General features: G+C 69.5%; 20 protein-coding genes. 4 read left to right on the top strand and 16 right to left on the bottom strand.

Features of this window, described 5'->3' with window-relative positions; all coding sequences use genetic code 11:
• Nucleotides 1–27 precede the first annotated feature (27 nt).
• A complete protein-coding gene (locus ACIRCZ_RS00440; RefSeq protein WP_402848448.1) occupies nucleotides 28–747 on the bottom strand; it encodes an endonuclease/exonuclease/phosphatase family protein in 720 nt (239 codons plus the stop codon).
• A 98-nt stretch (nucleotides 748–845) separates the two neighbouring features.
• On the opposite strand from ACIRCZ_RS00440, the gene ligD reads away from it, so the two are divergent.
• Complete coding sequence (gene ligD / locus ACIRCZ_RS00445) at nucleotides 846–1,865, top strand: non-homologous end-joining DNA ligase (protein ID WP_402848451.1); 1,020 nt, start codon at nucleotides 846–848, stop codon at nucleotides 1,863–1,865.
• A gap of 13 nt (nucleotides 1,866–1,878) precedes the next feature.
• Here ligD and ACIRCZ_RS00450 read toward each other — a convergent pair whose 3' ends face one another.
• Complete coding sequence (locus ACIRCZ_RS00450) at nucleotides 1,879–2,916, bottom strand: ATP-dependent DNA ligase (RefSeq protein ID WP_402848454.1); 1,038 nt, start codon at nucleotides 2,914–2,916, stop codon at nucleotides 1,879–1,881.
• Nucleotides 2,917–3,054: 138 nt separating this feature from the next.
• Between ACIRCZ_RS00450 and ACIRCZ_RS00455 the strand changes: the two genes are divergently transcribed.
• On the top strand, nucleotides 3,055–3,501 hold the full coding sequence (locus ACIRCZ_RS00455; protein ID WP_402848457.1) for an SIP domain-containing protein: 447 nt from the start codon (nucleotides 3,055–3,057) through the stop codon (nucleotides 3,499–3,501).
• Nucleotides 3,502–3,520: 19 nt separating this feature from the next.
• Here ACIRCZ_RS00455 and ACIRCZ_RS00460 read toward each other — a convergent pair whose 3' ends face one another.
• The 7 genes from ACIRCZ_RS00460 to ACIRCZ_RS00490 all read right to left on the bottom strand — a co-directional run bounded on the left by ACIRCZ_RS00460 (nucleotide 3,521) and on the right by ACIRCZ_RS00490 (nucleotide 10,989).
• On the bottom strand, nucleotides 3,521–4,387 hold the full coding sequence (locus tag ACIRCZ_RS00460) for an SDR family NAD(P)-dependent oxidoreductase (RefSeq protein WP_055891922.1): 867 nt from the start codon (nucleotides 4,385–4,387) through the stop codon (nucleotides 3,521–3,523).
• On the bottom strand, nucleotides 4,384–4,749 hold the full coding sequence (locus tag ACIRCZ_RS00465) for a Fe-S oxidoreductase (RefSeq protein ID WP_402848460.1): 366 nt from the start codon (nucleotides 4,747–4,749) through the stop codon (nucleotides 4,384–4,386). The genes ACIRCZ_RS00460 and ACIRCZ_RS00465 overlap by 4 nt, the downstream gene beginning before the upstream one ends.
• A 4-nt stretch (nucleotides 4,750–4,753) precedes the next feature.
• Nucleotides 4,754–6,202: a dihydrolipoyl dehydrogenase family protein gene (locus ACIRCZ_RS00470; RefSeq protein WP_402848463.1), complete on the bottom strand. Its 1,449-nt coding sequence runs from the start codon at nucleotides 6,200–6,202 to the stop codon at nucleotides 4,754–4,756.
• A gap of 86 nt (nucleotides 6,203–6,288) precedes the next feature.
• Nucleotides 6,289–7,074: a crotonase/enoyl-CoA hydratase family protein gene (locus ACIRCZ_RS00475; protein WP_055891930.1), complete on the bottom strand. Its 786-nt coding sequence runs from the start codon at nucleotides 7,072–7,074 to the stop codon at nucleotides 6,289–6,291.
• Between the two features lie 22 nt (nucleotides 7,075–7,096).
• Nucleotides 7,097–8,068, bottom strand: coding sequence for an arginase family protein (locus ACIRCZ_RS00480; protein WP_402848466.1), 972 nt, complete (start codon nucleotides 8,066–8,068; stop codon nucleotides 7,097–7,099).
• Between the two features lie 52 nt (nucleotides 8,069–8,120).
• Nucleotides 8,121–8,897 (bottom strand): PspA/IM30 family protein, encoded by a 777-nt coding sequence (locus tag ACIRCZ_RS00485; protein WP_055891932.1) that lies wholly within the window; start codon nucleotides 8,895–8,897, stop codon nucleotides 8,121–8,123.
• A gap of 40 nt (nucleotides 8,898–8,937) precedes the next feature.
• Nucleotides 8,938–10,989, bottom strand: coding sequence for a TPM domain-containing protein (locus ACIRCZ_RS00490; RefSeq protein ID WP_402848470.1), 2,052 nt, complete (start codon nucleotides 10,987–10,989; stop codon nucleotides 8,938–8,940).
• A 169-nt stretch (nucleotides 10,990–11,158) separates the two neighbouring features.
• Here ACIRCZ_RS00490 and ACIRCZ_RS00495 point away from each other — a divergent pair, with 169 nt between their 5' ends.
• A complete protein-coding gene (locus ACIRCZ_RS00495; protein WP_402848473.1) occupies nucleotides 11,159–11,908 on the top strand; it encodes a gamma-glutamyl-gamma-aminobutyrate hydrolase family protein in 750 nt (249 codons plus the stop codon).
• 64 nt (nucleotides 11,909–11,972) lie between these two features.
• Here ACIRCZ_RS00495 and ACIRCZ_RS00500 read toward each other — a convergent pair whose 3' ends face one another.
• The 7 genes from ACIRCZ_RS00500 to ACIRCZ_RS00530 all read right to left on the bottom strand — a co-directional run bounded on the left by ACIRCZ_RS00500 (nucleotide 11,973) and on the right by ACIRCZ_RS00530 (nucleotide 19,513).
• On the bottom strand, nucleotides 11,973–12,653 hold the full coding sequence (locus tag ACIRCZ_RS00500) for a protein-L-isoaspartate(D-aspartate) O-methyltransferase (protein WP_402851589.1): 681 nt from the start codon (nucleotides 12,651–12,653) through the stop codon (nucleotides 11,973–11,975).
• A 68-nt stretch (nucleotides 12,654–12,721) separates the two neighbouring features.
• Nucleotides 12,722–13,756: an N-acetylglucosamine kinase gene (locus tag ACIRCZ_RS00505; RefSeq protein ID WP_402848475.1), complete on the bottom strand. Its 1,035-nt coding sequence runs from the start codon at nucleotides 13,754–13,756 to the stop codon at nucleotides 12,722–12,724.
• Nucleotides 13,744–15,015: a 6-phospho-beta-glucosidase gene (locus tag ACIRCZ_RS00510; protein ID WP_402848478.1), complete on the bottom strand. Its 1,272-nt coding sequence runs from the start codon at nucleotides 15,013–15,015 to the stop codon at nucleotides 13,744–13,746. The genes ACIRCZ_RS00505 and ACIRCZ_RS00510 overlap by 13 nt, the downstream gene beginning before the upstream one ends.
• A 2-nt stretch (nucleotides 15,016–15,017) precedes the next feature.
• Nucleotides 15,018–15,920 (bottom strand): carbohydrate ABC transporter permease, encoded by a 903-nt coding sequence (locus ACIRCZ_RS00515; RefSeq protein WP_402848480.1) that lies wholly within the window; start codon nucleotides 15,918–15,920, stop codon nucleotides 15,018–15,020.
• Nucleotides 15,917–16,894 carry a carbohydrate ABC transporter permease gene (locus ACIRCZ_RS00520; protein ID WP_055891947.1) on the bottom strand — a complete coding sequence of 326 codons (978 nt, stop codon included), beginning with the start codon at nucleotides 16,892–16,894 and terminating at the stop codon, nucleotides 15,917–15,919. The genes ACIRCZ_RS00515 and ACIRCZ_RS00520 overlap by 4 nt, the downstream gene beginning before the upstream one ends.
• A gap of 4 nt (nucleotides 16,895–16,898) precedes the next feature.
• Nucleotides 16,899–18,236: an ABC transporter substrate-binding protein gene (locus ACIRCZ_RS00525; RefSeq protein WP_055891950.1), complete on the bottom strand. Its 1,338-nt coding sequence runs from the start codon at nucleotides 18,234–18,236 to the stop codon at nucleotides 16,899–16,901.
• A gap of 95 nt (nucleotides 18,237–18,331) precedes the next feature.
• Nucleotides 18,332–19,513 carry an ROK family transcriptional regulator gene (locus tag ACIRCZ_RS00530; RefSeq protein ID WP_055891953.1) on the bottom strand — a complete coding sequence of 394 codons (1,182 nt, stop codon included), beginning with the start codon at nucleotides 19,511–19,513 and terminating at the stop codon, nucleotides 18,332–18,334.
• A gap of 147 nt (nucleotides 19,514–19,660) precedes the next feature.
• Here ACIRCZ_RS00530 and ACIRCZ_RS00535 point away from each other — a divergent pair, with 147 nt between their 5' ends.
• On the top strand, nucleotides 19,661–20,050 hold the full coding sequence (locus ACIRCZ_RS00535; RefSeq protein WP_402848485.1) for a RidA family protein: 390 nt from the start codon (nucleotides 19,661–19,663) through the stop codon (nucleotides 20,048–20,050).
• Nucleotides 20,051–20,082: the final 32 nt, after the last annotated feature.

Raw genomic sequence — 20,082 nt, forward strand, 5'->3', positions numbered from 1 at the left:
GTGGTCCAGGTGGGTCTCGCTCGCGGATCAGGCGGCGAGTTCGGCGTCCAGGCTGATCGCGCGGTGGTCGGAGGCGCCGCGGGGCAGTACGTCCACCCGCTGGATCTCGAAGCCGGTGGAGGTGACGAAGTCGAAGTATCCGGTGAAGAACTTGTAGCGCAGGTAGGTCGGCTCGCTGCTGCGGCTGAGCGCGTAGCCCGCGGTCGTCAGGTGGCGTTCCAGCCCGCGGATGAACCAGGGGTAGTTGAAGTCGCCGACCATCACAGAGGGGATGTCGGCCGCCAGCGACCGCATCCCGGCGTGGGCGGCAGCGATCTGCTTGCGCCGCAACGAGTTGGATGCGGTCAGCGGCGCCGCGTGGAACGACCCGACCAGCACGTCCTCCTCGGTCTGCCTGTCGTGCAGGCGCACAGCGAGGAGCCGTTCGTTGGCGGGGGCGAGCACCCGGTCGTGCACCGACTTCTGCACGGCGAACACTTTGGTGTCGAGGATGTCGTAGCGGTCTTCGCGCACGTAGACGGCGAGACCGAGGCGGTTGGTCTTGGTGGTGTCCGCCAGGACCAGGTGGTGCAGGCGCTCCGGCAGCATCGCGCTGTCGCACTCCTGCAGGCAGAGCGCGTCGACGTCGTATGTGGCCGCGATGTCCGCGAGCTCGTGACCTGCCGCGTGCTTGCGGAGGTTGTAGCTGACGATCTTCAGGGGAACTCCTCGGGTCGTGCACGCTCCGTCCTCGGGGTGCGAGAACATTCTCACCCACTTTTGCGAACGCACGCGCGCCGACGCCGCATCGCACACGGAATTCACACGACTGTCATCGACGCCCCGGCGACGGGTACGGTGTGAGCATGGCAGGCGACGCAGTTGTCATCACGGTCCCGGGTCCGCACGGCGACAGGGAGGTGCGGATCTCCAGTCCTGGCCGCGTGCTCTGGCCGCAGCTCGGCATCACCAAACTCGACCTCGCGAACTATTTCGTGGCGGTGGGGAATGCGTTCGTGCGCGCGAACGGCGACCGTCCGGTGTCGCTGCAGCGCTTTCCGGACGGCATCGACGGGGAGCAGTTCTTCTCGAAGAACCCGCCGCGCGGCGCTCCGGACTACGTGCGGTCGGTGATGGTGGTGTACCCGAGTGCCCGGTCGCATCCACAGCTCGTCATCGACGAACCGGCGGCTGCGGTGTGGGCGGTGCAGATGAACACGGTGGTGTTCCACCCGTGGCCGTCGCGCGCGGAGGACTCCGACAATCCCGACCAGTTGCGCATCGACCTCGACCCGCAGCCGGGGACCGACTTCGGCGACGCGATCCCAGCGGCCGTCGAACTGCGTGCGGTGCTGCGCGAGGCCGGCCTGGAGGCGTTCATCAAGACCTCTGGCAACCGCGGCCTGCACGTCTTCGCCCCGATCGAGCCGACGCACGAGTTCCTGGAGGTGCGGCACGCGGTCATCGCCGCCGCGCGCGAGCTCGAGCGGCGGATGCCGGAGAAGGTGACGACGGCGTGGTGGAAGGAGGAGCGAGGCGAACGCATCTTCGTGGACTTCAACCAGGCCAACAGGGACAGGACGATGGCGGGCGCGTACAGCCCGCGCGCTCTGGCGCACGCGCCGGTGGCGACGCCGATCGCCTGGGAGGAGCTGGCGACGACGGACCCGCGCACGCACACGGTGCTCACGATCCCCGAGCGTCTGGCGACCGTCGGCGACCCGTGGGAGTCGTTCGGCGAGAAGCCGGGCACGATCGACGTGCTGCTCGACTGGTGGCAGCGCGACCTCGACGACGGGCTCGGCGAACTGCCGTTCCCTCCGGACTATCCGAAGATGCCGGGGGAGCCGCCGCGCGTGCAGCCGAGCCGCGCGAAGAAGGTGTGACGGTGGCGGCGCGCTAGTCGAGCACGTCGGCCAGGTCGTACGCGATCGGGCGGTCGAGCTGGTCGTATGTGCAGGAGCGCGCATCCCGGTCGGGACGCCAACGCTCGAACTGCACTGTGTGACGGAACCGCCTCCCCTCCATCTGGTCGTAGCGGACTTCCAGCACGCGCTCCGGCCGCAGCCGCACGAACGAGACGTCTTTCCCGGACGAGAACCGGCTGCGCTCCGTCTCACCTGTGACGGTCTGTCCGTCGTCGTCGCGGAGCACGAGCGGGTCGAGCTCGTCGATCAGTTCGAGCCGGCGCTTGTCGGTGAACGCCGAGACGCCGCCGATGTTGCGCAGCTCGCCGTCCGATCCGTAGAGCCCGACCAGCAGCGACCCGACGCCGCGCCCGCTGGTGTGGATGCGGTAGCCGAGCGCGACGACGTCTGCCGTGCGGTGGTGCTTGATCTTCAGCATGGTGCGCTTGTTCTGCGCGTACGGTGCGGCGAGCGGCTTCGCGACAACGCCGTCCAGGCCCGCGCCCTCGAACTCGACCAGCCATTTCCTGGCGAGGTCGACGTCTCGGGTGGTCCTGGTGAGTTCGATCGGGGCCGGCAGGCCGCCGGCGAACTCTTCGAGGGCGGCGCGCCGGTCGGCGAACGGCCGGTCGAGGTACGACTCCTCGCCGAGCGCCAGCAGGTCGAACGCGACGAACGTGGCAGGGGTCTCCTCTGCCAGCAGCTTGACGCGGCTGGCGGCGGGGTGGATGCGCTGCGACAGCGCCTCCCAGTCGAGCCGTTGCTTTCCTGGCTCGCCCGTCGGCACGACGATCTCGCCGTCGAGCACGCAGGGTCCGGGCAGGATGCGCGTGAACGCCTCGACCAGCTCGGGGAAATATCGGGTGAGCATCTTCGAGCCGCGGCTGCCGATCTCGACGCTGTCGACGACGCCGGGGGTGGATGCGGTGGCGTAGACGATGGCGCGGAAGCCGTCCCACTTCGGTTCGTAGCTGAGGCCGCCCGCGACTTTGTCCGGCTCCGGGACGGTCGGGACGGCTTTCGCCAGCATGGGCGCGATGGTATTCGTGGCCGTAGGCTCCATGTCTCGATCATGCCGCGTCGGGCGGGAGGGCGGAAGGTGCGGCTGGCTGGGCATCCGCTCGGAGCGCTTCGAGGTTAGGTAAGGCTGACCTATACTGAAGGCACGATGTATCGACCCGATCACGCGACCCACACCGCGACCACAGCTCACCACGACGACCGTGTGCAGTTCCTGGTGGTCGCCGATGAGTCGTCGCTGACGGAGTTGGAAGCCGAGCTCTCGCTGCTTCCGCTGTGCGCCCGCGGCCGCGTGTTCGTCGAGGTCGAGGACGAGTCGAAGATCGTGGCGCTCGCCACTCCGATGCGCATGACGGTCACCTGGCTCACCCGCCGCAATCGCAGCGGCCGCCCGGGAACCGGAGAGCGTTGCGCCAGGGGAGAGGCCGCGACGCGTGCCGTTCGCGCCTGGACCACCGAGATGCTCTGCGACGGCCCTGGCGAGACCCGCGTCATCCTGACCGGTGGCTTCGCCCTGGTCACCGAGGTGCGCGAGCACCTGCAGTCGGTCGTCGGCATGACCGCCGACGCGATCGTCGCCCCCGCCTACCACTGACGCGGAGCACGGGCCGCCGTCACACCCGGCTGTCCACTCCCACCAGCTGCTCCGAGATCGTCCACAGGTCGCGGCCGAGTTGCGCGTCCTTCGCCTGCGCGGTCGTTGCGCCGTTGGCCTTGAGGCGGTCGAAGTAGGTTCCGCTCGGCGCACCGACCGGCGCCTCGCCCGCGAGCCTGATGAGGGGCAGAGCTCCCTGCTCCACAGGGATCCCGTAGGTGTTGCGCGTGACGAACGCGCCGAACCGGATGAGCGGCGACGTCCTGCCGAAGTTCGTCGCGATCGTGCCGGGGTGGAACGAGAACGCGTCGACGCCCGTCCCGGTGAGCCGTTCCGCCAGTTCCGAGATGAACAGGATGGTCGCCAGCTTGGCCGTTCCGTACGCGCGCCAGCCGCCCAGCCACGGCCGCTTCTCGAAGTCGAGGTCGTCGAGGCGGAGGTGACCGAAACGGTTGGCGAGGCTTGCCGTGGAGACGACGCGTACATCACGCCCGGCCGCCGCCGTCTGTTCCAGCCGCGGGCGCAGCAGGTGAGTGAGCAGGAACGGCGACAGGTGGTTGGCCTGGATGGTGCGCTCGTGCCCGTCGACCGTGAGCTCGCGCTTGGCGTTGAGACCGCCGGCGTTGTTGGCGAGCACGTCGATCGTCTCGTATCTGTCGAGCAGGGCGCTCGCCAGCGCACGCACGTCGTCGAACTTCTCGAAGTCGGCGAGGAACGGCGTCGCGCCGATCTTCTCGGCGACCGCGCGGGTGCGCTCGGGGTTGCGGCCGACGACCGCCACCTCGTTGCCCTGCTCTGAGAGCCGCTGGGCGGCGACGACCCCGATCCCGGAGCTCGCCCCCGTCAGGACGATTGTGCGCCGGTAGCCGTCTGCCTCAGCAGTCATCGGTAGCCACCTTTCTCGAGACCGGCCTCGATCTCGAATCGGTTCTTCAGGGGGTCGCGGCCCGCGACGAGGTAGAGCAGCGGGAACGCCATTCCGTAGCGCTGCCACTGCCGTTTGTGCACGGCCTCGTGTTCGAGGATGTCGTCCGAGACGTTCTGCGCCGTGAGGTAACAGCCTCCCACGCACGAGCCTCCTCTGCCGAACGTGCGCTGCGGCATCCCGCGGAAGACGAACAGTCCTGCGCGACGTTCGACCCGTCCTGTGCTCCAGATGAAGCCCCAGACCAGGCCGACCGCGGTGGCGTAGAGGTAGCCGAGCCGGCTGATCGGGGAGTCGAACAGCACGCGGGTGACGATGCGCATCCCGTCACTCCTCCGGTCGGCCGTATGCTTCGAGCAGCCGCAGCCAGACCTCGCTGAGGGTCGGGTACGAGGGCACGGCGTGCCACAGCCGGGAGAGCGGAACCTCTCCCACGACGGCGATGGTCGCCGAGTGCAGGAGCTCGCCGACGTCCTGTCCGACGAAGGTAGCGCCGAGGATCACCCCCCGGTCTTCGTCGACGACCATCCTGGCCTTGCCGACGTAGTTGTCCGCCACGATGCTCGCTCCGGCCACTCCGCTGATCTCGTAGTCGACGACCCTGGTGCGGTAGCCGGCCTTCTCCGCTGCGGCAGCGGTGAGGCCGACAGAGGCGACCTCGGGATCGGTGAAGGTGACCTGGGGCACCGACTGGTGATCGGCGGTCGCGACGTAGGTGCCCCACGGCTCCAGCGACACGTTCGCGCCCTTCGCCCTGGCCGCGATGGCGTCGCCTGCCGCCCGTGCCTGGTACTTGCCCTGGTGCGTGAGCAGGGCGCGGTGGTTCACGTCGCCGACACCGTAGAGCCAGCCGCCGTCCACCGGCTCGCCGTCCGAGCCGAGGACGCGCATGGAATCGTCGACCGACAGCCAGGCGCCGCCTTCGAGGCCGAAGGCTTCGAGACCGAGATCGGCGGTGTGGGGGATGCGGCCGGTCGCGACGAGCAGTTCGTCCGCCTCGACCGTGCTGCCGTCGTCCAGGGTGAGCAGGAAGCCGTCGTTGTCCGTGCGCGCGACCGACGTCGGCGAGACGTCCAGGTGCAGCGTCGCGCCGAGTTCGCGCAGGGAGTCGGCGACGAGCTCTCCTGCGAACGGTTCGTTGCCGCCGAGCAGCCCGCTGCGCGAGATGAGGTGGACCTCGGTACCGAACCCGGCGTACGCGGTCGCCATCTCGACGCCGACGACGCCTCCGCCGAGGATCGCGAGCGACACGGGAACCCGCTGCACGCTCGTGGCGTCCCTGCTCGTCCACGGCTCGCTCTCGCGGAGTCCCGGCACGTCGGGGAGGAGCGCGGCAGAACCGGTGCAGACGGCGACGGCGTGCTTGGCGGTGAGCACCGTCACCGTGCCGTCGTCCGCCGTCACCGTTACTTCCCTGGCTGCGGTGATCACCGCGTGCCCCCGGACCAGGCCGATGCCTGCTCCGTTGAGCCATTCGACCTGCCCGTCGTCCTTCCAGTCGCTCGTCATCACGTCGCGGCGCCGCAACACGGCCTCGACGTCGAGGGGACCCGTGACGGCCTCACGCGTTCCGCCGACCTTCTGCGCCGCCCGAAGGAGCGCGCCGCTGCGCAGCAGCGCTTTCGACGGCATACAGGCCCAGTACGAGCACTCGCCCCCGACCAGCTCCGCCTCGACGATGACAGTGCGCATCCCGCCCTGCACCGCGCGGTCGGCGACGTTCTCGCCCACTGCCCCAGCGCCGATCACGATGACGTCGTACTCGTTGCCGCTCATGCTCTCTCCTGTCGTTACTTCGTGTTCGGTGCGCTGCGATGTTCGGTGCGCTGTCGTGGTCGGTGGCGCCGCGGTGGCCGTCGGGCTCAGCGCCCCACGAACTCCGCTTCCGTCCTGGTGAGGAAGGCCTGCATCCCGATCGCCGCGTCTTCGCTGGTGGCGAGACGCACGAGCGCCGGCTGCAGTTCGGCCTCTGCTGCCGCGTCTCCGTCGCGGACGGCGCGCTTGGCGTTGGCGAGCGCCGCCTGCACGGCAAGAGGCGCCTGGGCGGCGACCCGTTCTGCGATGGCGAGCGCTCTGTCGAACTGCTCCCCGTCGTCGACGAGCTCCTGCACCAGTCCGATGCGGTGGGCCTCCTCGGCGTCGAAGCTGTCTCCGGTGAGGATGTAGCGCATCGCGTTGCCCCAGCCGACGGCGCGAGGGAACCGGATGGTGGCGCCGCCGAACGGCAGGATGCCGCGCGAGACCTCGATCTGGCCGAACGTGGTGGACCGGGCGGCGACGGCGATGTCGCTCGCCAGGATCAGCTCGATCCCGAGGGTGAGACAGGTGCCGTGCACGGCGATCACGACCGGCTTGCTGAGCTGCTGGCCGGAGACCTGCCACGGGTTGATGCCGTCCGGACCCTCGATCGTGAGGCCGTCCGCTCCGATGCGCGGCCCGATGTCCCCGAGGTCGAGGCCGGCGGTGAAATGATCGCCGACCGCGTACACCAGCCCGACCCTCAGCTCCGGGTCCCTTTCGAGGACGCCGTATGCGTCGGCGAGCTGTCGGAGGAGCTCGAAGTCGGCGGCGTTGCGCTTCTCCGGTCGGTTGAATCCGATGAGCAGGATGTGTCCCCGCCGCTCGGTGATGATCTTGGGTGCGGTCATGTCTCCCAAGCTACCTCGACGGTCACGACCCGTCATCGGCGGGGCGAGGATCTGTGGAGAGATGCCGCGCAGAGCCGGTTGTGGAGGAACCGCCCGCCGAGGACCCACCCGTGGAAGTCCCACCCGTGGGCGCCCCGCCGCCGTTCGTCTCCAGCCGCCCGGTCAGCGCGCCCAGAATCCGCAGGATCACCGCCATGTCGTGCCCTGCCGCATCCGGAGACTCCGGCGCGAACTCCGTGATCGCGGCCCCGGCGAGCCCGAACCGGCCGCGCAGGGCGCGCACAGCGTCGCACAGTGCTTCCGGCTGCACCCCGAACGGCTCCGGATACCCGACTCCGCTGATCGTGGCAGGGTCGAGGACGTCGAGGTCGATGTGCACGTACACCGAGGTCGCCCCTGTCGCCTCGACGGCGGCGACGATCACCGCTGGGTCGTCGAGCTCCCCTGGCCCGAGCATCCTGATGCCCGTCTCCTCGATATACGTTGACTCGCCGTCGTCGATGGCGCGCGTCCCCGCGAGGACGACGTTGCCGGGGGAGAGGAGCGATGGACCGGAGGACGCGAGCCCGTCGGGGGCGTCGCCGAGGAGGGCGCGCACGACCATCCCGTGGAACGCGCTCGACGGCGACGAGCCGACGTCGTTGATGTCGGCGTGGGCGTCGAACCAGACCAGCGCCACCGACCCATCGGGGGCGCCCGCCACCGCGTGCTGCACGCTCGCGAGGTCGGCGGCGCAGTCTCCGCCGATCGTGACGACGGGCGCCTCGAGCAGCATCAGCTCTGCCGCGGCGGCGTCGCGCACCGTCGCGAGCGCGGAGAACCTGCTCACGCCCGTCCCGAGCGACTCACCGGCCGCGGCAGGCACGGGAACGACCGTCGTCGCCGCAGCGGGCAGGTCGCCCCTGATCGCCTCGGCGCCGTCGATGAGCCGCATCGCCCTCGACGAGCCTGAGCCCTGCCACTGCGGCACCACCAGGAAGGATGCGCTGCTCATCTACGCCTCGCATCCTTCCGGTGGTCAGCGCCCTGCCGGGCGCAGCGTGCGGTCACTGGCCGGGGGTGTACGGAGCCGACGACGCCGGATCGGCCGTCACGGCGGCCTGCGCCGGCGCCCCGCCTGTCTTGAGGGCGGCGAGGCGCGCCTCGACCTCTGTCAGCTCTCCGAGATCGTCGAGCTGGTTGAACTGCGCATCCAGGCTGGACGCCGCGAGCTCCGACGCCCCGCGCACCTTCGCCTCCTCGCGGCGGATCTTGTCCTCGAACCTGCCGACCTCGCTGGTGGGGTCGAGGATGTCGATGCTCTTGACCGCATCCATCACCTGCGACTGCGCCTGCGCGCTCTTGGCGCGAGCGATCAGCTCGGAGCGCTTGCTCTTGAGCTGCTCGAGCTTGGTCTTCATGCCGTTGAGGCCCGACTTGAGCTTGTCCACCACCTCGGTCTGCGCGGCGATCTGCGGTTCTGCGGCCTTCGCCTCGTTCTCCGAGGAGATCTGGCGCTGCAGGGCGACCTTGGCGAGGTTGTCGAACTTGTCGGCGTTGGCCGCGTCTCCTCCCGCCCGGTAGGTGTCCGCCTGCTTGCTGGCCGCGAGAGCCTTCTGACCCCACGTGGATGCGGCCTCGACGTCTTCCGCGTGGTCGTCTTCGAGCAGGCGGAGATTGCCGATCGTCTCTGCGATCGCGCTCTCGGCGTCTGCGATGCTGTTGGTGAAGTCGCGGACCATCTGGTCGAGCATCTTCTCCGGGTCTTCCGCCTGGTCGATGAGCGCGTTGACGTTCGCCTTCAGCAACTGCGAGATGCGCCCGAAAATGGACTGTTTTGCCATCTTTCCTCTTCCTTTCGCTTCAGGCCCCCTGTCAGGCGCCCTAGAACCTTCCACCGCCTCGGCGCGAGCGCGTTCCTCCTCCGCCGAAACTTCCCGAGCTGAATCCGCCGCCGCCCCCGCCACGGCTGCTGCGACCCCCGCCGCCGCCGCCGCCGAAGAGCCCACCGCCTCCGCCTCCTCCGCCGAGCACGGAGTTGATCAGAATGCCGCCGAGGATCGCGCCCATCGCGCCGTTGCCGCCTCCGCCGGAGCTCCCGCCGCCGAAGCCGCCTCCGCCGAACATCCCACCGAGCCCGCCGGCGTCCGGCTGGAACCCGCCGACGTCGCGCTGCGCGAGCTGCGTCGCCTCCTCGGCGAGCTGGGCGGCGCGCTGCGCCTGGGCGAGCGCAGTGACAGGATCGGTGACCGCCGTCGATTCCGCCTGCACGACGAGGCGGCCTGCCTCTGCGAGCCTGGTGCGCGCTTCCGGCCCGACAGCGCCGCGACGCGCCGTGATGAAGTCCTCGCACGCCGACACCCTGGAGCGCGCGGCGAGGAGTGTCTGCTGCAGCGACGCCTGCGCTCGCTGGGTCTGCTGCCGCGCATCCCGCACGCTCTGCAGCACACCGTCGATGCCCTGGTTGGCCGCGGCGAGCCGCTGCGCGATCTCCAGTGGGTTGATCGGGCCGGCGGCGATCTTGGCCTTGACGTCGGTGAGGGTCTGCTCCGTGGCGGCGACGACGCCGGCGACGGAGCCGTTCGCGTCGTCCGCCGCCGCGATCGTGCGGGCCTCGGCGAGGTCGCTCTCCAGCTCGGCGATGGTGGCGTCGATCGTCTGCTGTGCTGTGCCGAGGTCCGACCCGACCCTGTCGACGGCGTCGAGGAGGAGCTTGGCCTGGTCGACGGACTCTTCCGCGGCGCGCACGCCGATGGCGGCCGCACTGGTGTCGCCTGCTGCGCTCTTCTCTGCGGCGGCGCTGAGCGCGGTGCCGACGAACGTGAGCCGCTCCGTCGCCTGGGCGATGTTGTCGTGCACCGTCGCGAGCGATGCCGCGGTGTACTTCGCGGACAGCGCCGCGAACGTCGCTGTCGACTGTTCCAGCCTGCCGTGCACGGTCTGCGCCGCTGCCTGCACCTCGGCGCTCGCCTGCGGGATGCGCTTCTCCAGCGACCGCAGCTCGTCGAAGGCGTCAGCCTGCTTGTCGAGCGCGTCGTTCGCTTCCTGGCAGAGCTGGACGATCTGGGCGTTCCACTCGCGCTTCTGCTGCTCGGTGTCGGGTTCGGCGTCGTCGAGCTTCTGCTTGATGGTGAAGGCGTCTCTGAGCTGTGCCTTGGCCGCATCCAGTGCCGCCTGGAACGGGACGACGGAGTCGGCGCCGTACTGCGCCGTGGCGAAGCCGAGCTCTTCCTCGCTGGTGCGGATGGCGTCGTCGGTCTGCACCAGGGCGGAGCCCGCGCGCCGTTCGAGGTCGACGAGCGGGATGGTCTGCAGCTCGCTCTGCTTGGTCTGTGCTCCCGGCGTCTGCTGGCCGCCGGCGGCGACCTTCTTGCGCGACCGCGAGCGGACCACGAAGAAGATGATCACCCCGATGACGATCACCGCGACGATGAAGATCCAGAAGAGGCTCGCGCCACCTCCGCCGCCGACGGCGTCCCCGAGCCCGGTGGCCGCCGCGGTCGCCGCGCCTGCCCAATCGCCGGCGCGCAGCTTCGGCTCGATGTCGTTCTGCTCGATCTGGGTGAGCTGGTCGGCGGAGACAGGTCCGGCGTCGTCGCCGGACAGGTAGTACGCCCGCCCGTCGGTCGCGACGGCCAGCAGGTAGTCGGATGGCCCGAGGTTGTTGCGCGCGGCCGTCTCGTTGGCCCAGTCCGCCGCATCCGTCGGATTGGTGAACCGGTCGACGTAGACGACGAAGAGGTCGATCTTGTGGTCGGTGTACAGCTTGTCCGTCGCGGCCTCGATGGTCGACACCTGCGACGTGACCACACCCGCCTGATCGAGCACGTGACCGGAGCCCAGGTCGACGGGATCGGCGGCGCTCGCCATCGACGCCGTGCCGAAGATCAGCCCGATCGTCAGCAGGAACCCGCCAAGTACGCGTCGTCGGTGCATCTGCTCACTCTCTCGAGTCGGTGGTACCAGCCGAGTCTATTGGGGGCTCGCGAGGGCGCGCCAGGGCTGCTGCACCGCCCGACTGTTGCAGCCTGTTACGCACGGGATGCGCCGCCGGCCGCGCCCCGAACACAATGGAGCAGGCAGTCACGACGGGAGAGGAGCAGGCATGGGCATCCAGGGTCGCTCCCTCGCGGTCGTCGAGGCCACCCGGTTCCGTGGCCACGACCCCGAGTACCACGGCTACGTCCAGCTCCTCGTCGGCGCGGTCATCGCCGAGGCGGAGTCGCAGGGCTGGACCGTCTCCCGCCTCGCGGCGGACGACGGTGTGGATGCGCTGCTCACACGCACGGAGACGGCGGACGCCATCGTCGTCATGGGCGGAGAGGACATCGCACCGCGCTTCTACGGCGGAGGCACGGGATACGAGGGGGAGAGCCGCCACCTGGAGACGGCGGACGCCGCCCAGCTCGCGCTCGTGCGCCGTGCCGTCGAGCGGGAGACGCCGCTGCTCGGCATCTGCCGCGGCCTGCAGATCCTCAACGTCGCGTTCGGCGGCACCCTCGTGCAGCACCTCGGCGAGGAGACAGCGCACAGGAACCACGGCGTCCCCATCCACGAGATCATGGCGTCGCATCCCGTCGAGGTCGAGGCGGACAGCCGCACAGCCGAGCTGCTCGGCTCCACCCGCGTGGATGTGCAGAGCGCCCACCACCAGGCCGTGGATGCGGTGGGCTCCGGCCTGCGCGTCACCGGTCGCGCCGCCGATGGTCACATCGAAGCGCTCGAGCACGAGACCGCCCCTGTCATCGCGGTGCAGTGGCACCCGGAAGACCCAGGAGCACCGGTCGGCCAGCTCGCCGCCCTGCTCGGTCACCTCAGTCTCGCCGCGCGGATTCCGCAGGCCACCGCCGCCTGACGGCCACAAGCCACCAGGAGCCGCGCCAATTCGGGTCAGAATCGCAGCAGGTACCGGTGTCTCGTCACCAGCCTGACTCGCCGAGGAGGGGGACAAAGGCCACGGCGCCGAGGTTCGTCTCCGTGAGGTCGCCGGTGGCGCTGACCGTGAAAGCGGCGAGGTGCTGCGCGCCGCCGGTGTGGCCGATCGGCATGATGATGCGGCCGCCCGGCGCGAGCTGGTCGAGCCAGGCCAGCGGCACGGACGGGCCTGTCGCCGCGGCGACGATGGCGTCGTACGGAGCGCCTTCTGCCCAGCCGAGCGTGCCGTCGCCGGTGACGACGTTCACCCGGTAGCCGAGCGCTTCGAGCGTCGCCGCCGCGGTGACGGCGAGGTCGGGGTGCCGTTCGACGCTGACGACGCGGTGTCCGAGTTCGGCGGCGACGGCGGCCGCGTATCCGGAGCCGGTGCCGATGTCGAGCACGGCGTCCTCCGGCCCGATCCGTGCCGCCTCGAGCATCAGTGCCACGATGTACGGCTGCGAGATGGTCTGGCCGTCGCCGATCGGGAGCGGGTGGTCGTCGTAGGCGTACCGTGCCTGCTCGTCCGGCACGAACAGGTGCCGCGGCACGCGTCGCATCGCGTCGAGGACCCGCTGGTCTTCGATCCCGCGGGGGACGAGTTGCTGCTCGACCATCCGCCTGCGTTCGTCGGCGAATTCGGTGTTCGTACCGCTATTGAACCACCGCGGGCACGGCGGCGACAGGCGCGGCGGCGACAGGCACGGCGGCGACAGGCGCGCCCAGCGCGCCCGCCGACGCCGTCGTCATCCGTTCAGCCCGCGACCGGCAGCGCGGCCTGCCGCGACGCCAACTGCTCGCGTGCCGCCGTCAGCGCCGCCGCGTCCGCGCCCGCCGCCTCCAGGGCGAGCAGCCCGGCTCCGAGGATCGGCGCAGCCGTCACCAGCTCGATGTGGGCGAGCGGCGCCCGCTCGGCCAGCCCGGCCTCGACCGCGTTCAGCAGTCTGGCGTCCCGTGCGCCGATCACTCCGCCGCCGAGCACCACGGGCACCGGCCGGTCGAGCAGGTCCAGTCTGCGCAGCGTCGTGGCCGCGAACACGACGATCTCTTCCGCCTGCCGGTCGACGAGCGCGCCGGCCACCGCATCCCCTGCCCGCGCAGCGTCGAGCACGGAGGGCGCGATGCGGGAGAGGTCGCTGTTCGGGATGCGCCCGAAGTGCAGCGCCTCGATGACCTCCGTGACGCCGCCCAGCCCGTACACCGCCGGGATGTCCGTGGTCAGCCTGGTCGCCAGACCCCGCCCGTCCACCGCGCGGGCGGCGTGCCACAGCGCCTGCTCTCCGAGGTGCCAGCCGCCTCCCCAGTCGCCGGACATGATGCCGAGCGACGGATACCGCACCACCTCGCCGTCGGCGCGGACGCCGACGCAGTTGATGCCGGTGCCGCAGACCACGGCCACCGCATCCTGTTCGCTGGTCCCTGCGCGCAGCAGCGCGAACAGGTCGTTGTCGACCACCGCGTCCGCCCAGGCGAATCCCGCGATGCCCTCTCGGAACGCTGCGACCTCGGCGGGGAGGTCGAGGCCGGACAGGTAGATGTTCGCGGCGGCGATCGGGCGGACCCCTGTTTGCGCAAGCAGGTCATCGATCAGCCCGTCGACCAGGACGGCCGCCTCCGACATCCCGATGATGTGCGGGCTCGACGTCGTTCCGCGCGCGCTCGCGATCACGGTGCCGTCGAGCTCGATCGCGACCGCGTCCGTCTTCGACCCTCCACCGTCGACCGCGATGGCGATGGGCAGCGCAGCGCTCGCGCCGCGCTCGTCGTCCGCCCGGCTCACTTCGCCCACGACAGGTGGTCCCTGTTCCTGGCGATGAGCAGGTCGGTGAGCTTCTCCGCCTTCTCGTACTGTCCGACCAGTGGATGCGCGAGCATCGCCCGCACCACCCGCTCGCGCCCGCCGTGCACTGCCGCGTCCAGCGCCAGCCGCTCGTACCCGGCGACGTGCGAGATGAGCCCGCGCAGGTCGTCGGGCAGCGGGTCGATCGGCAGCGCTGTCACGCCGCCGGCGCCGACGGTGGCCGACACCTCGATCACGTGGTCGTCCGGCAGGAACGGCAGGGAGCCGTCGTTGCGCAGGTTGACCACCTGCGTGTCCCCGCGGTCGCTGGTGAGCGACGCGATCAGGTCGACGGCGGCCTCCGAGTAGAAGGCGCCTCCGCGCTTCGCGAGCTGCTCCGGCTTGGTGTCGACGGACGGGTCGGCGTAGAGCTCCAGCAGCGCGCGCTCCACCTCCTGCACGGCCTCGGCGCGGGTGGGGGAGCCGAGCTGTTCGCGCAGCACCTCGTCGTGGGCGTAGTAGTAGCGCAGATAGTAGCTGGGCACCGTGCCGAGCATCGAGATCAGGGAGGCAGGCAGCTCGATCTCGGAGGCGAGCTCGTCGAGGTGGGTCGCCAGGAGGCCGGGGAGCGCATCCTTGGTGCCCGACGAGTCCGTCACGAATGCCGCGCGCTCCCAGGTGAGGTGGTTGAGCCCCACGTGGCCGAGCGTGACCTGAGTGTGGTCGACGCCGAGCAGGTTCGCGAAGCGGCGCTGGAAGCCGATGGCAACGTTGCAGAGGCCGACAGCGCGGTGGCCCTCCTGCAGCAGGGCGCGGGTGACGATGCCGACGGGGTTGGTGAAGTCGACGATCCACGCATCCGGTTTGGCGTGGGCGCGCACGGCGTCCGCGACGCGCAGCACGACAGGGACCGTGCGCAGCGCCTTGGCGAAGCCGCCGGGCCCCGTGGTCTCCTGCCCGATGCAGCCGCACTCGTGCGGGAACGTCTCGTCCCCGTGGCGCGCTGCCTGACCGCCGACACGGAGCTGGATCAGCACGGCGTCCGCGTCGGAGACCCCGGCGACGAGGTCGCTCGTCGGCACGATGCGTCCGGTGTGCCCTGCCGCGCGGAACATCCGCTCGCTCATCCCGCCGACCAGCCGCAGCCTGTCGGGGTCGGTGTCGACGAGCCACAGCTCTTCGATGGGGAGGATGTCGCGCATCCTGGCGAACCCGTCGATGAGTTCTGGAGTGTAGGTGGATCCTCCACCGACGACTGCGAGTTTCACTGCTATCCCTTCACGCCTGTGAGTGTGATGCCCTCCACGAATACGCGTTGGGCGAAGAAGAAGATGAGGACGACGGGGATGGTGACGAGCATCGTCATGGCCATCGTGAGCCCCCAGTCGGTGCCGTGCACCCCGCGGAACGACGCCAGGCCGTACGCGACGGGCCAGGCCGCCGGGTTCTCCGACGTGTAGAGCAGGGGGCCGTAGTAGTCGTTCCACGAGTTGAAGAACATGAAGATCGCCGTCGCCGCGATGCCGGGCTTCGCCATCGGAAGCACCACCCGCCAGAGCACGCCGAACTCGCCGTTGCCGTCGATCCGTGCTGCGTCGGCGTACTCGCTCGGGATGGTGAGGAAGAACTGGCGAAGCAGGAAGATCGAGAACGCGTCGCCGAGAAGGTTCGGCAGGATGAGCGGCCAGAGCGTTCCGGTCAGGTTGAGCTGCGACCACATCACATAGATCGGGATAGCCGTGACCTGCGGAGGGAGCAGCATCGCGATGATGATCACGGTGAACAGCACGCCCGAACCGCAGAACTTGATCTTGGCGAGGGCGTACGCGGCAGGAACGCTCGACACCAGCATGAAGACGGTGGCGAGGATCGCGTACAGGGCGGAGTTGCCGAACCACTGCAGCAGCGGCACGGTCGTGAACACCTTCACGTAGTTGTCCCACTGGAACGGCTGCGGCCAGATGGATGCGGTCAGCGTCTGCTCGCTCGACATCAGCGAGGTGAGGAACACGAACACGATCGGGGCGGCGAACAGGATGCCGAGCGCGACCAGCACGATGTGCTCTGCGATCCAGGCGAGCACCCTGCGGCTGCGAAGTGACCGAGGGGTCGGGATTCGCCCCTGCCGCTTGGCGGGCGCCGCTGGCGGCTTGGTCAGGGTTGCGGAGGTCATTGTGCGCCTTCCGGGGTGAACGCCTTGAACCGGCGAAGCAGGAGGATGAGGATGACGGCGGCCACGACGAACAGGAGCACCGCGAGGGCGGAGGCGTAGCCGAGCTGGTACGTGCCGAAGCCGCGGACGTAGAGCCACTGGGTGTACGTCAGCAGGGAGCCGTCCGGATAGCCGAGGTTGTTGCTGATGCCCTCGCCGATCACCGCCTTGCCTGAGGCGACCCCGGAGGCGACCGCCGCCTCCGTGAAGTACTGGATCGCCGCGATCACCCCGGTGACCACCGAGAACAGCAGGACGGGCGCGATGCTCGGCATCGTCACGTAGCGCACCTTCTGCAGGCCGTTGGCCCCGTCCAGGGATGCTGCTTCGTACTGCTCCTTCGACACGTCGAGCAGGGCGGCGAGGAAGATGATCATGATGTCGCCCATCACCCACACCCCGAGGAGCACGAGCGACGGCTTCGACCAGGCAGGGTCGTTGAACCACAGCGGACCCTGGATGCCGAAGAACTTCAGCACCTGGTTCACCGGGCCGGTGCCGGGGTTGAACAGGAACACGAACGCCACGACGCTCGCGACGGGCGGAACGAGAGCTGGGAGATAGAACAGCGTGCGCCAGAACCCGGATGCGCGCTTCGCCCTGGCGAGGAGCCCGGCGATCAGCAACGCGAAGGCCACCTTCACCGGCACCCAGATCACCACGAACCAGAGCGTGTTGAGGGTGGCCTGCCAGACGTTCGGGTCCTGCGTGAAGAGGTACTGGTAGTTGCGCAGGCCGATCCACTGCGGAGACGACACGAGGTCGAACCGGGTGAACGAGTAGTAGACGGACGCGATCAGCGGGTACACGAAGAAGATCACGAGGCCGAGGAGCGCTGGCGCGAGCAGCGCCAGCGTGACGAGCTTGCGCTTGGTGCGTGCCCGCGAGGGGCGGACGCGTGCCGCCCGCCCCTCGCGGATTGCCGTTGACGTCATGACCTTACGGACCCGTCGTCAGCGCGAGAGCGTCGTTGATCTGCTTGTCGACGTTCTTGAGACCCGCCTGCAGGTCGCCGCCCTGGCTCTGGTACTTGTTCCAGAAGTCCTGGAACGACTGCTGGTATCCGGCGCCGAGCGGGCTGGCGGGGGTGGTGGCCACGTTCGGGCTGGATGCGACGTCGAGGAACGTCTTGTACTGGTCGGAGACCTCGAGCTTCGGCGAGTTGAGCGCGTCCTTCGTGGTCGGCACGTTCTTGAGGCCGTTGGCGAGCTTGACGACCGCATCCGTGTCGGTGGTGAGGTACTTCAGCAGCGCCCAGGCGAGCTCCGGGTTCTTGGAGCCCTTCGAGATGCCGATGATGTTGCCCGTCATGTATCCGCCGCCGTACAGCTCGGTGTGGTCGTCGGCGGTCGGGAACGGAGCAGTGCCGTAGTTCAGCTTCTTCGCCTGGTCGGCGATGAACGCCGTGCGGTACTCACCGTCCATGTTCATGGCCACCTGGCCGGTCTGGAAGGCGTTGTCCGCTGAGAACTCCTGGCCGAGACCGGAGGTGAAGGTGTTCAGCTTGTCCCAGCCGATCTTGTCGACGTATGCCTTCTGCCACTCCATCAGCTCTGTCCAGCCCGTGCTGGAGCTGATCGCGCTCGTGCCGTCGGACTTGAGCCAGTCGGCTCCCGCCGCTGGGCCGTAGTGCGCCGCCGCGTTCTCGTACCAGCCCATGGTCGGGTTGAAGCCCAGGGTCTTGATCGAGCCGTCCGGGTTGAACGTGGTCAGCTTGTCCGCCATCGTCTCCAGCTCGGACAGGGTCTTCGGCGGAGCGGTGAAGCCGGCAGCGGAGAGCAGATCCTTGTTGTAGTAGAGGCCGTAGACGTCGGCGAGCATCGGCATCGCGCAGCGAGTGCCCTTGAACTCGGTGTACGACTTCACGGTGTCGGAGAACTGGCTCATGTCGACGCCGTCGCGCTCGATCACCTTGTTGAGGCTGCGGAAGGCGCCGTTGGAGCAGAAGTTGCCGACGATGTCCGTCGAGTACGACAGGCCGACATCCACCTTGCTGCCGGTGGCGATGGCCTTCTGCAGCTTTTCGTCGTCCTGGCCGGAGTGCACCTCGACTTTGATCTTCGGGTTCTTCTTCTCGAAGTCGTCGACGACCGACTGGATGACCTTGGCCTCTCGGTCGGAGAAGAAGTGCCAGAACGAGACGGTGCCGGACAGCTCCTTCGGGGTGTTCGCCTCGAAGGAGGCGCTGCTGCCTCCGCCGGAGCACCCGGCGAGGGCCAGGGCCGCCGCCGCGGCGACCGCGACGGTGGCGATGATGTGACGTTGACGGTGTTTCACGGGTGGTTCCTCACTGATTCCGGTTCGTGATGCGTTCGATGGACGGGTGATGCAGTGGTGCGGGTGCTGCGGTGGAGCGTTGCCGGTGCTCCGCGCTAGGCGGAGATCCTCGACACTTCGGCGAAGAGCGCGTTGCGCACCTCCGCGAGCAGGTGTTCCCGCGCGCCGCGGAGCACGGGGTGCGCAGGCACCCCTGTCGCGACGACGGTGGACGACCCCCAGGAGGCGCGGAGCTCTGCGCTGACGAGCTCGGCGAGCGCGTCGCCGCCCGCACGTCCTGTCGGGCCGCCGAGCACGACCAGCTCTGGATCGAGCAGGGCGAGCACGGGGACCACCCCGACGGCGATGCGCGGCGCCAGTTCGGCGAGCAGCGCATCCCTGGCGGGGGAGGAGGGGATGGCCTCGACGGCGGCGGTGTAGTCGGCGGCGCGCATCCCGTGGCGTTCGGCGAGGCGGGCGACGGTCGGCCCGCCGATCAGGTCCTGCAGGTCCTGGGCGTCCTGGTCGAGCTCCGCGGCGGCGCGGGGGATCGGAAGGTAGCCGATTTCGCCCGCCCCTCCCGACGCTCCGCGGTGGACGGAGCCGCCCTGGTCGACGGAGAGGCCGAGACCGTCTCCCATCCAGAGCAGCGCGAAGCCGCCGGTGTCTCGGCCGACGCCGTCCGTCCGCTCGGCGATGGCGGCGAGGTTCACGTCGTTGTCGATGTGGACGGTGATGCCGAGCGCTGCTTCGAGGTGCGCTGTGATGCCCTGCATGGGCCAGCCTGGAAGCGTCTCGATGAAGGTCAGCTCGTCCGTGCGCGGATCGAGCGCGCCCTGCACGCCGATGCAGACAGCGCTGACGCTCTCGCCGGCGACCCCTGCCGCCTGGCAGGCGCCGTCGATCGCCTCGCGAACGTCGGACTCCGGAGTGCGGTCGGCGTCGGAGACCCGAAGCGGCGTCTCGGCGATGGGATGCTCTGTTCCGCTGGCATCGACGACCGTCGACCGGATGGTGGTGGCGTCGATGTCGATGGCGACGCCGAGCACGCGATCGGTGCGGACGGCGTAGCTGGCCGCGTTCGGGCCGCGTCCACCTGACACTTCGCCGACGGCGTGGATGAGTCCCGCCGTCTCCAGCCGGGAGACCATCTGGGCCGCTGTCGGCTTCGAGAGGCCGGAGAGCTCGCCGATCCTGTTGCGGGTGAGCACACCGTGCTCGAGTAGCAGGGACAGGGCTGTGCGGTCATTGGTCTCGCGGAGCCAGGACGGGGTCCCCGGCACAGGTCTGGTGGCCATCGCGCACATCCCTTCGTTGGAACAATCGTGCGTGGTGAATGTATCAGGAAAGTTTCTTAATAGTAAAGAGGCTGTTTCGATGTCGGCGGTCTCCGCCACGATGGATGCACGTCCAGATGGATGCACGCAGCTGTGAGGGGAGCCGTCATGACCGCACGACCAACGCCGATCGACCCGCCGGGCCTGCACGCCAGTCCGGCCTTCGCCCAGGGGATGCTCGCCCAGACAGGGCCGACGCTCTACGTCGGAGGGCAGAACGGCACAGACGCCGAAGGCACCCTGCTCGACGGCCTCCAGGCGCAGACCGAGCAGGCGCTCCGCAACGTCCTGGCCGTGCTCGCAGAGGCCGGCACGGGGCCGGAGCACGTGGTCAAGCTCACGATCTACCTGGCCGTCGGCATCGACCCCGGCGAGGCGTACGCGGCGACCGGCGCGGTGTGGGGAGCGCACCGCACCGCAGTGACGGTGCTCGCAGTCACGCCGGCGCGACCTGGCGCACTCGTGGAGATCGAAGCGGTGGCTGTGCTGCCCGACTGATCGGCATCGCCCGACGGAGCCGGGTCACCGGA

It is taken from the genome of Leifsonia sp. NPDC102414 (assembly GCF_044765685.1).
In the GTDB taxonomy this organism is placed as follows: domain Bacteria; phylum Actinomycetota; class Actinomycetes; order Actinomycetales; family Microbacteriaceae; genus Leifsonia.

What these genes read in the sequence shown, in the direction of transcription:
- ACIRCZ_RS00470 (WP_402848463.1), bottom strand. Translation starts at nt 6,202, where the DNA reads ATGAGCGGCAACGAGTACGACGTCATCGTGATCGGCGCTGGGGCAGTG.
- ACIRCZ_RS00475 (WP_055891930.1), bottom strand. Translation starts at nt 7,074, where the DNA reads ATGACCGCACCCAAGATCATCACCGAGCGGCGGGGACACATCCTGCTC.
- ACIRCZ_RS00480 (WP_402848466.1), bottom strand. Translation starts at nt 8,068, where the DNA reads ATGAGCAGCGCATCCTTCCTGGTGGTGCCGCAGTGGCAGGGCTCAGGC.
- ligD (WP_402848451.1), top strand. Translation starts at nt 846, where the DNA reads ATGGCAGGCGACGCAGTTGTCATCACGGTCCCGGGTCCGCACGGCGAC.
- ACIRCZ_RS00485 (WP_055891932.1), bottom strand. Translation starts at nt 8,897, where the DNA reads ATGGCAAAACAGTCCATTTTCGGGCGCATCTCGCAGTTGCTGAAGGCG.
- ACIRCZ_RS00515 (WP_402848480.1), bottom strand. Translation starts at nt 15,920, where the DNA reads ATGACCTCCGCAACCCTGACCAAGCCGCCAGCGGCGCCCGCCAAGCGG.
- ACIRCZ_RS00450 (WP_402848454.1), bottom strand. Translation starts at nt 2,916, where the DNA reads ATGCTGGCGAAAGCCGTCCCGACCGTCCCGGAGCCGGACAAAGTCGCG.
- ACIRCZ_RS00530 (WP_055891953.1), bottom strand. Translation starts at nt 19,513, where the DNA reads ATGGCCACCAGACCTGTGCCGGGGACCCCGTCCTGGCTCCGCGAGACC.
- ACIRCZ_RS00490 (WP_402848470.1), bottom strand. Translation starts at nt 10,989, where the DNA reads ATGCACCGACGACGCGTACTTGGCGGGTTCCTGCTGACGATCGGGCTG.
- ACIRCZ_RS00535 (WP_402848485.1), top strand. Translation starts at nt 19,661, where the DNA reads ATGACCGCACGACCAACGCCGATCGACCCGCCGGGCCTGCACGCCAGT.
- ACIRCZ_RS00465 (WP_402848460.1), bottom strand. Translation starts at nt 4,749, where the DNA reads ATGCGCATCGTCACCCGCGTGCTGTTCGACTCCCCGATCAGCCGGCTC.
- ACIRCZ_RS00455 (WP_402848457.1), top strand. Translation starts at nt 3,055, where the DNA reads ATGTATCGACCCGATCACGCGACCCACACCGCGACCACAGCTCACCAC.
- ACIRCZ_RS00440 (WP_402848448.1), bottom strand. Translation starts at nt 747, where the DNA reads ATGTTCTCGCACCCCGAGGACGGAGCGTGCACGACCCGAGGAGTTCCC.
- ACIRCZ_RS00520 (WP_055891947.1), bottom strand. Translation starts at nt 16,894, where the DNA reads ATGACGTCAACGGCAATCCGCGAGGGGCGGGCGGCACGCGTCCGCCCC.
- ACIRCZ_RS00495 (WP_402848473.1), top strand. Translation starts at nt 11,159, where the DNA reads ATGGGCATCCAGGGTCGCTCCCTCGCGGTCGTCGAGGCCACCCGGTTC.
- ACIRCZ_RS00460 (WP_055891922.1), bottom strand. Translation starts at nt 4,387, where the DNA reads ATGACTGCTGAGGCAGACGGCTACCGGCGCACAATCGTCCTGACGGGG.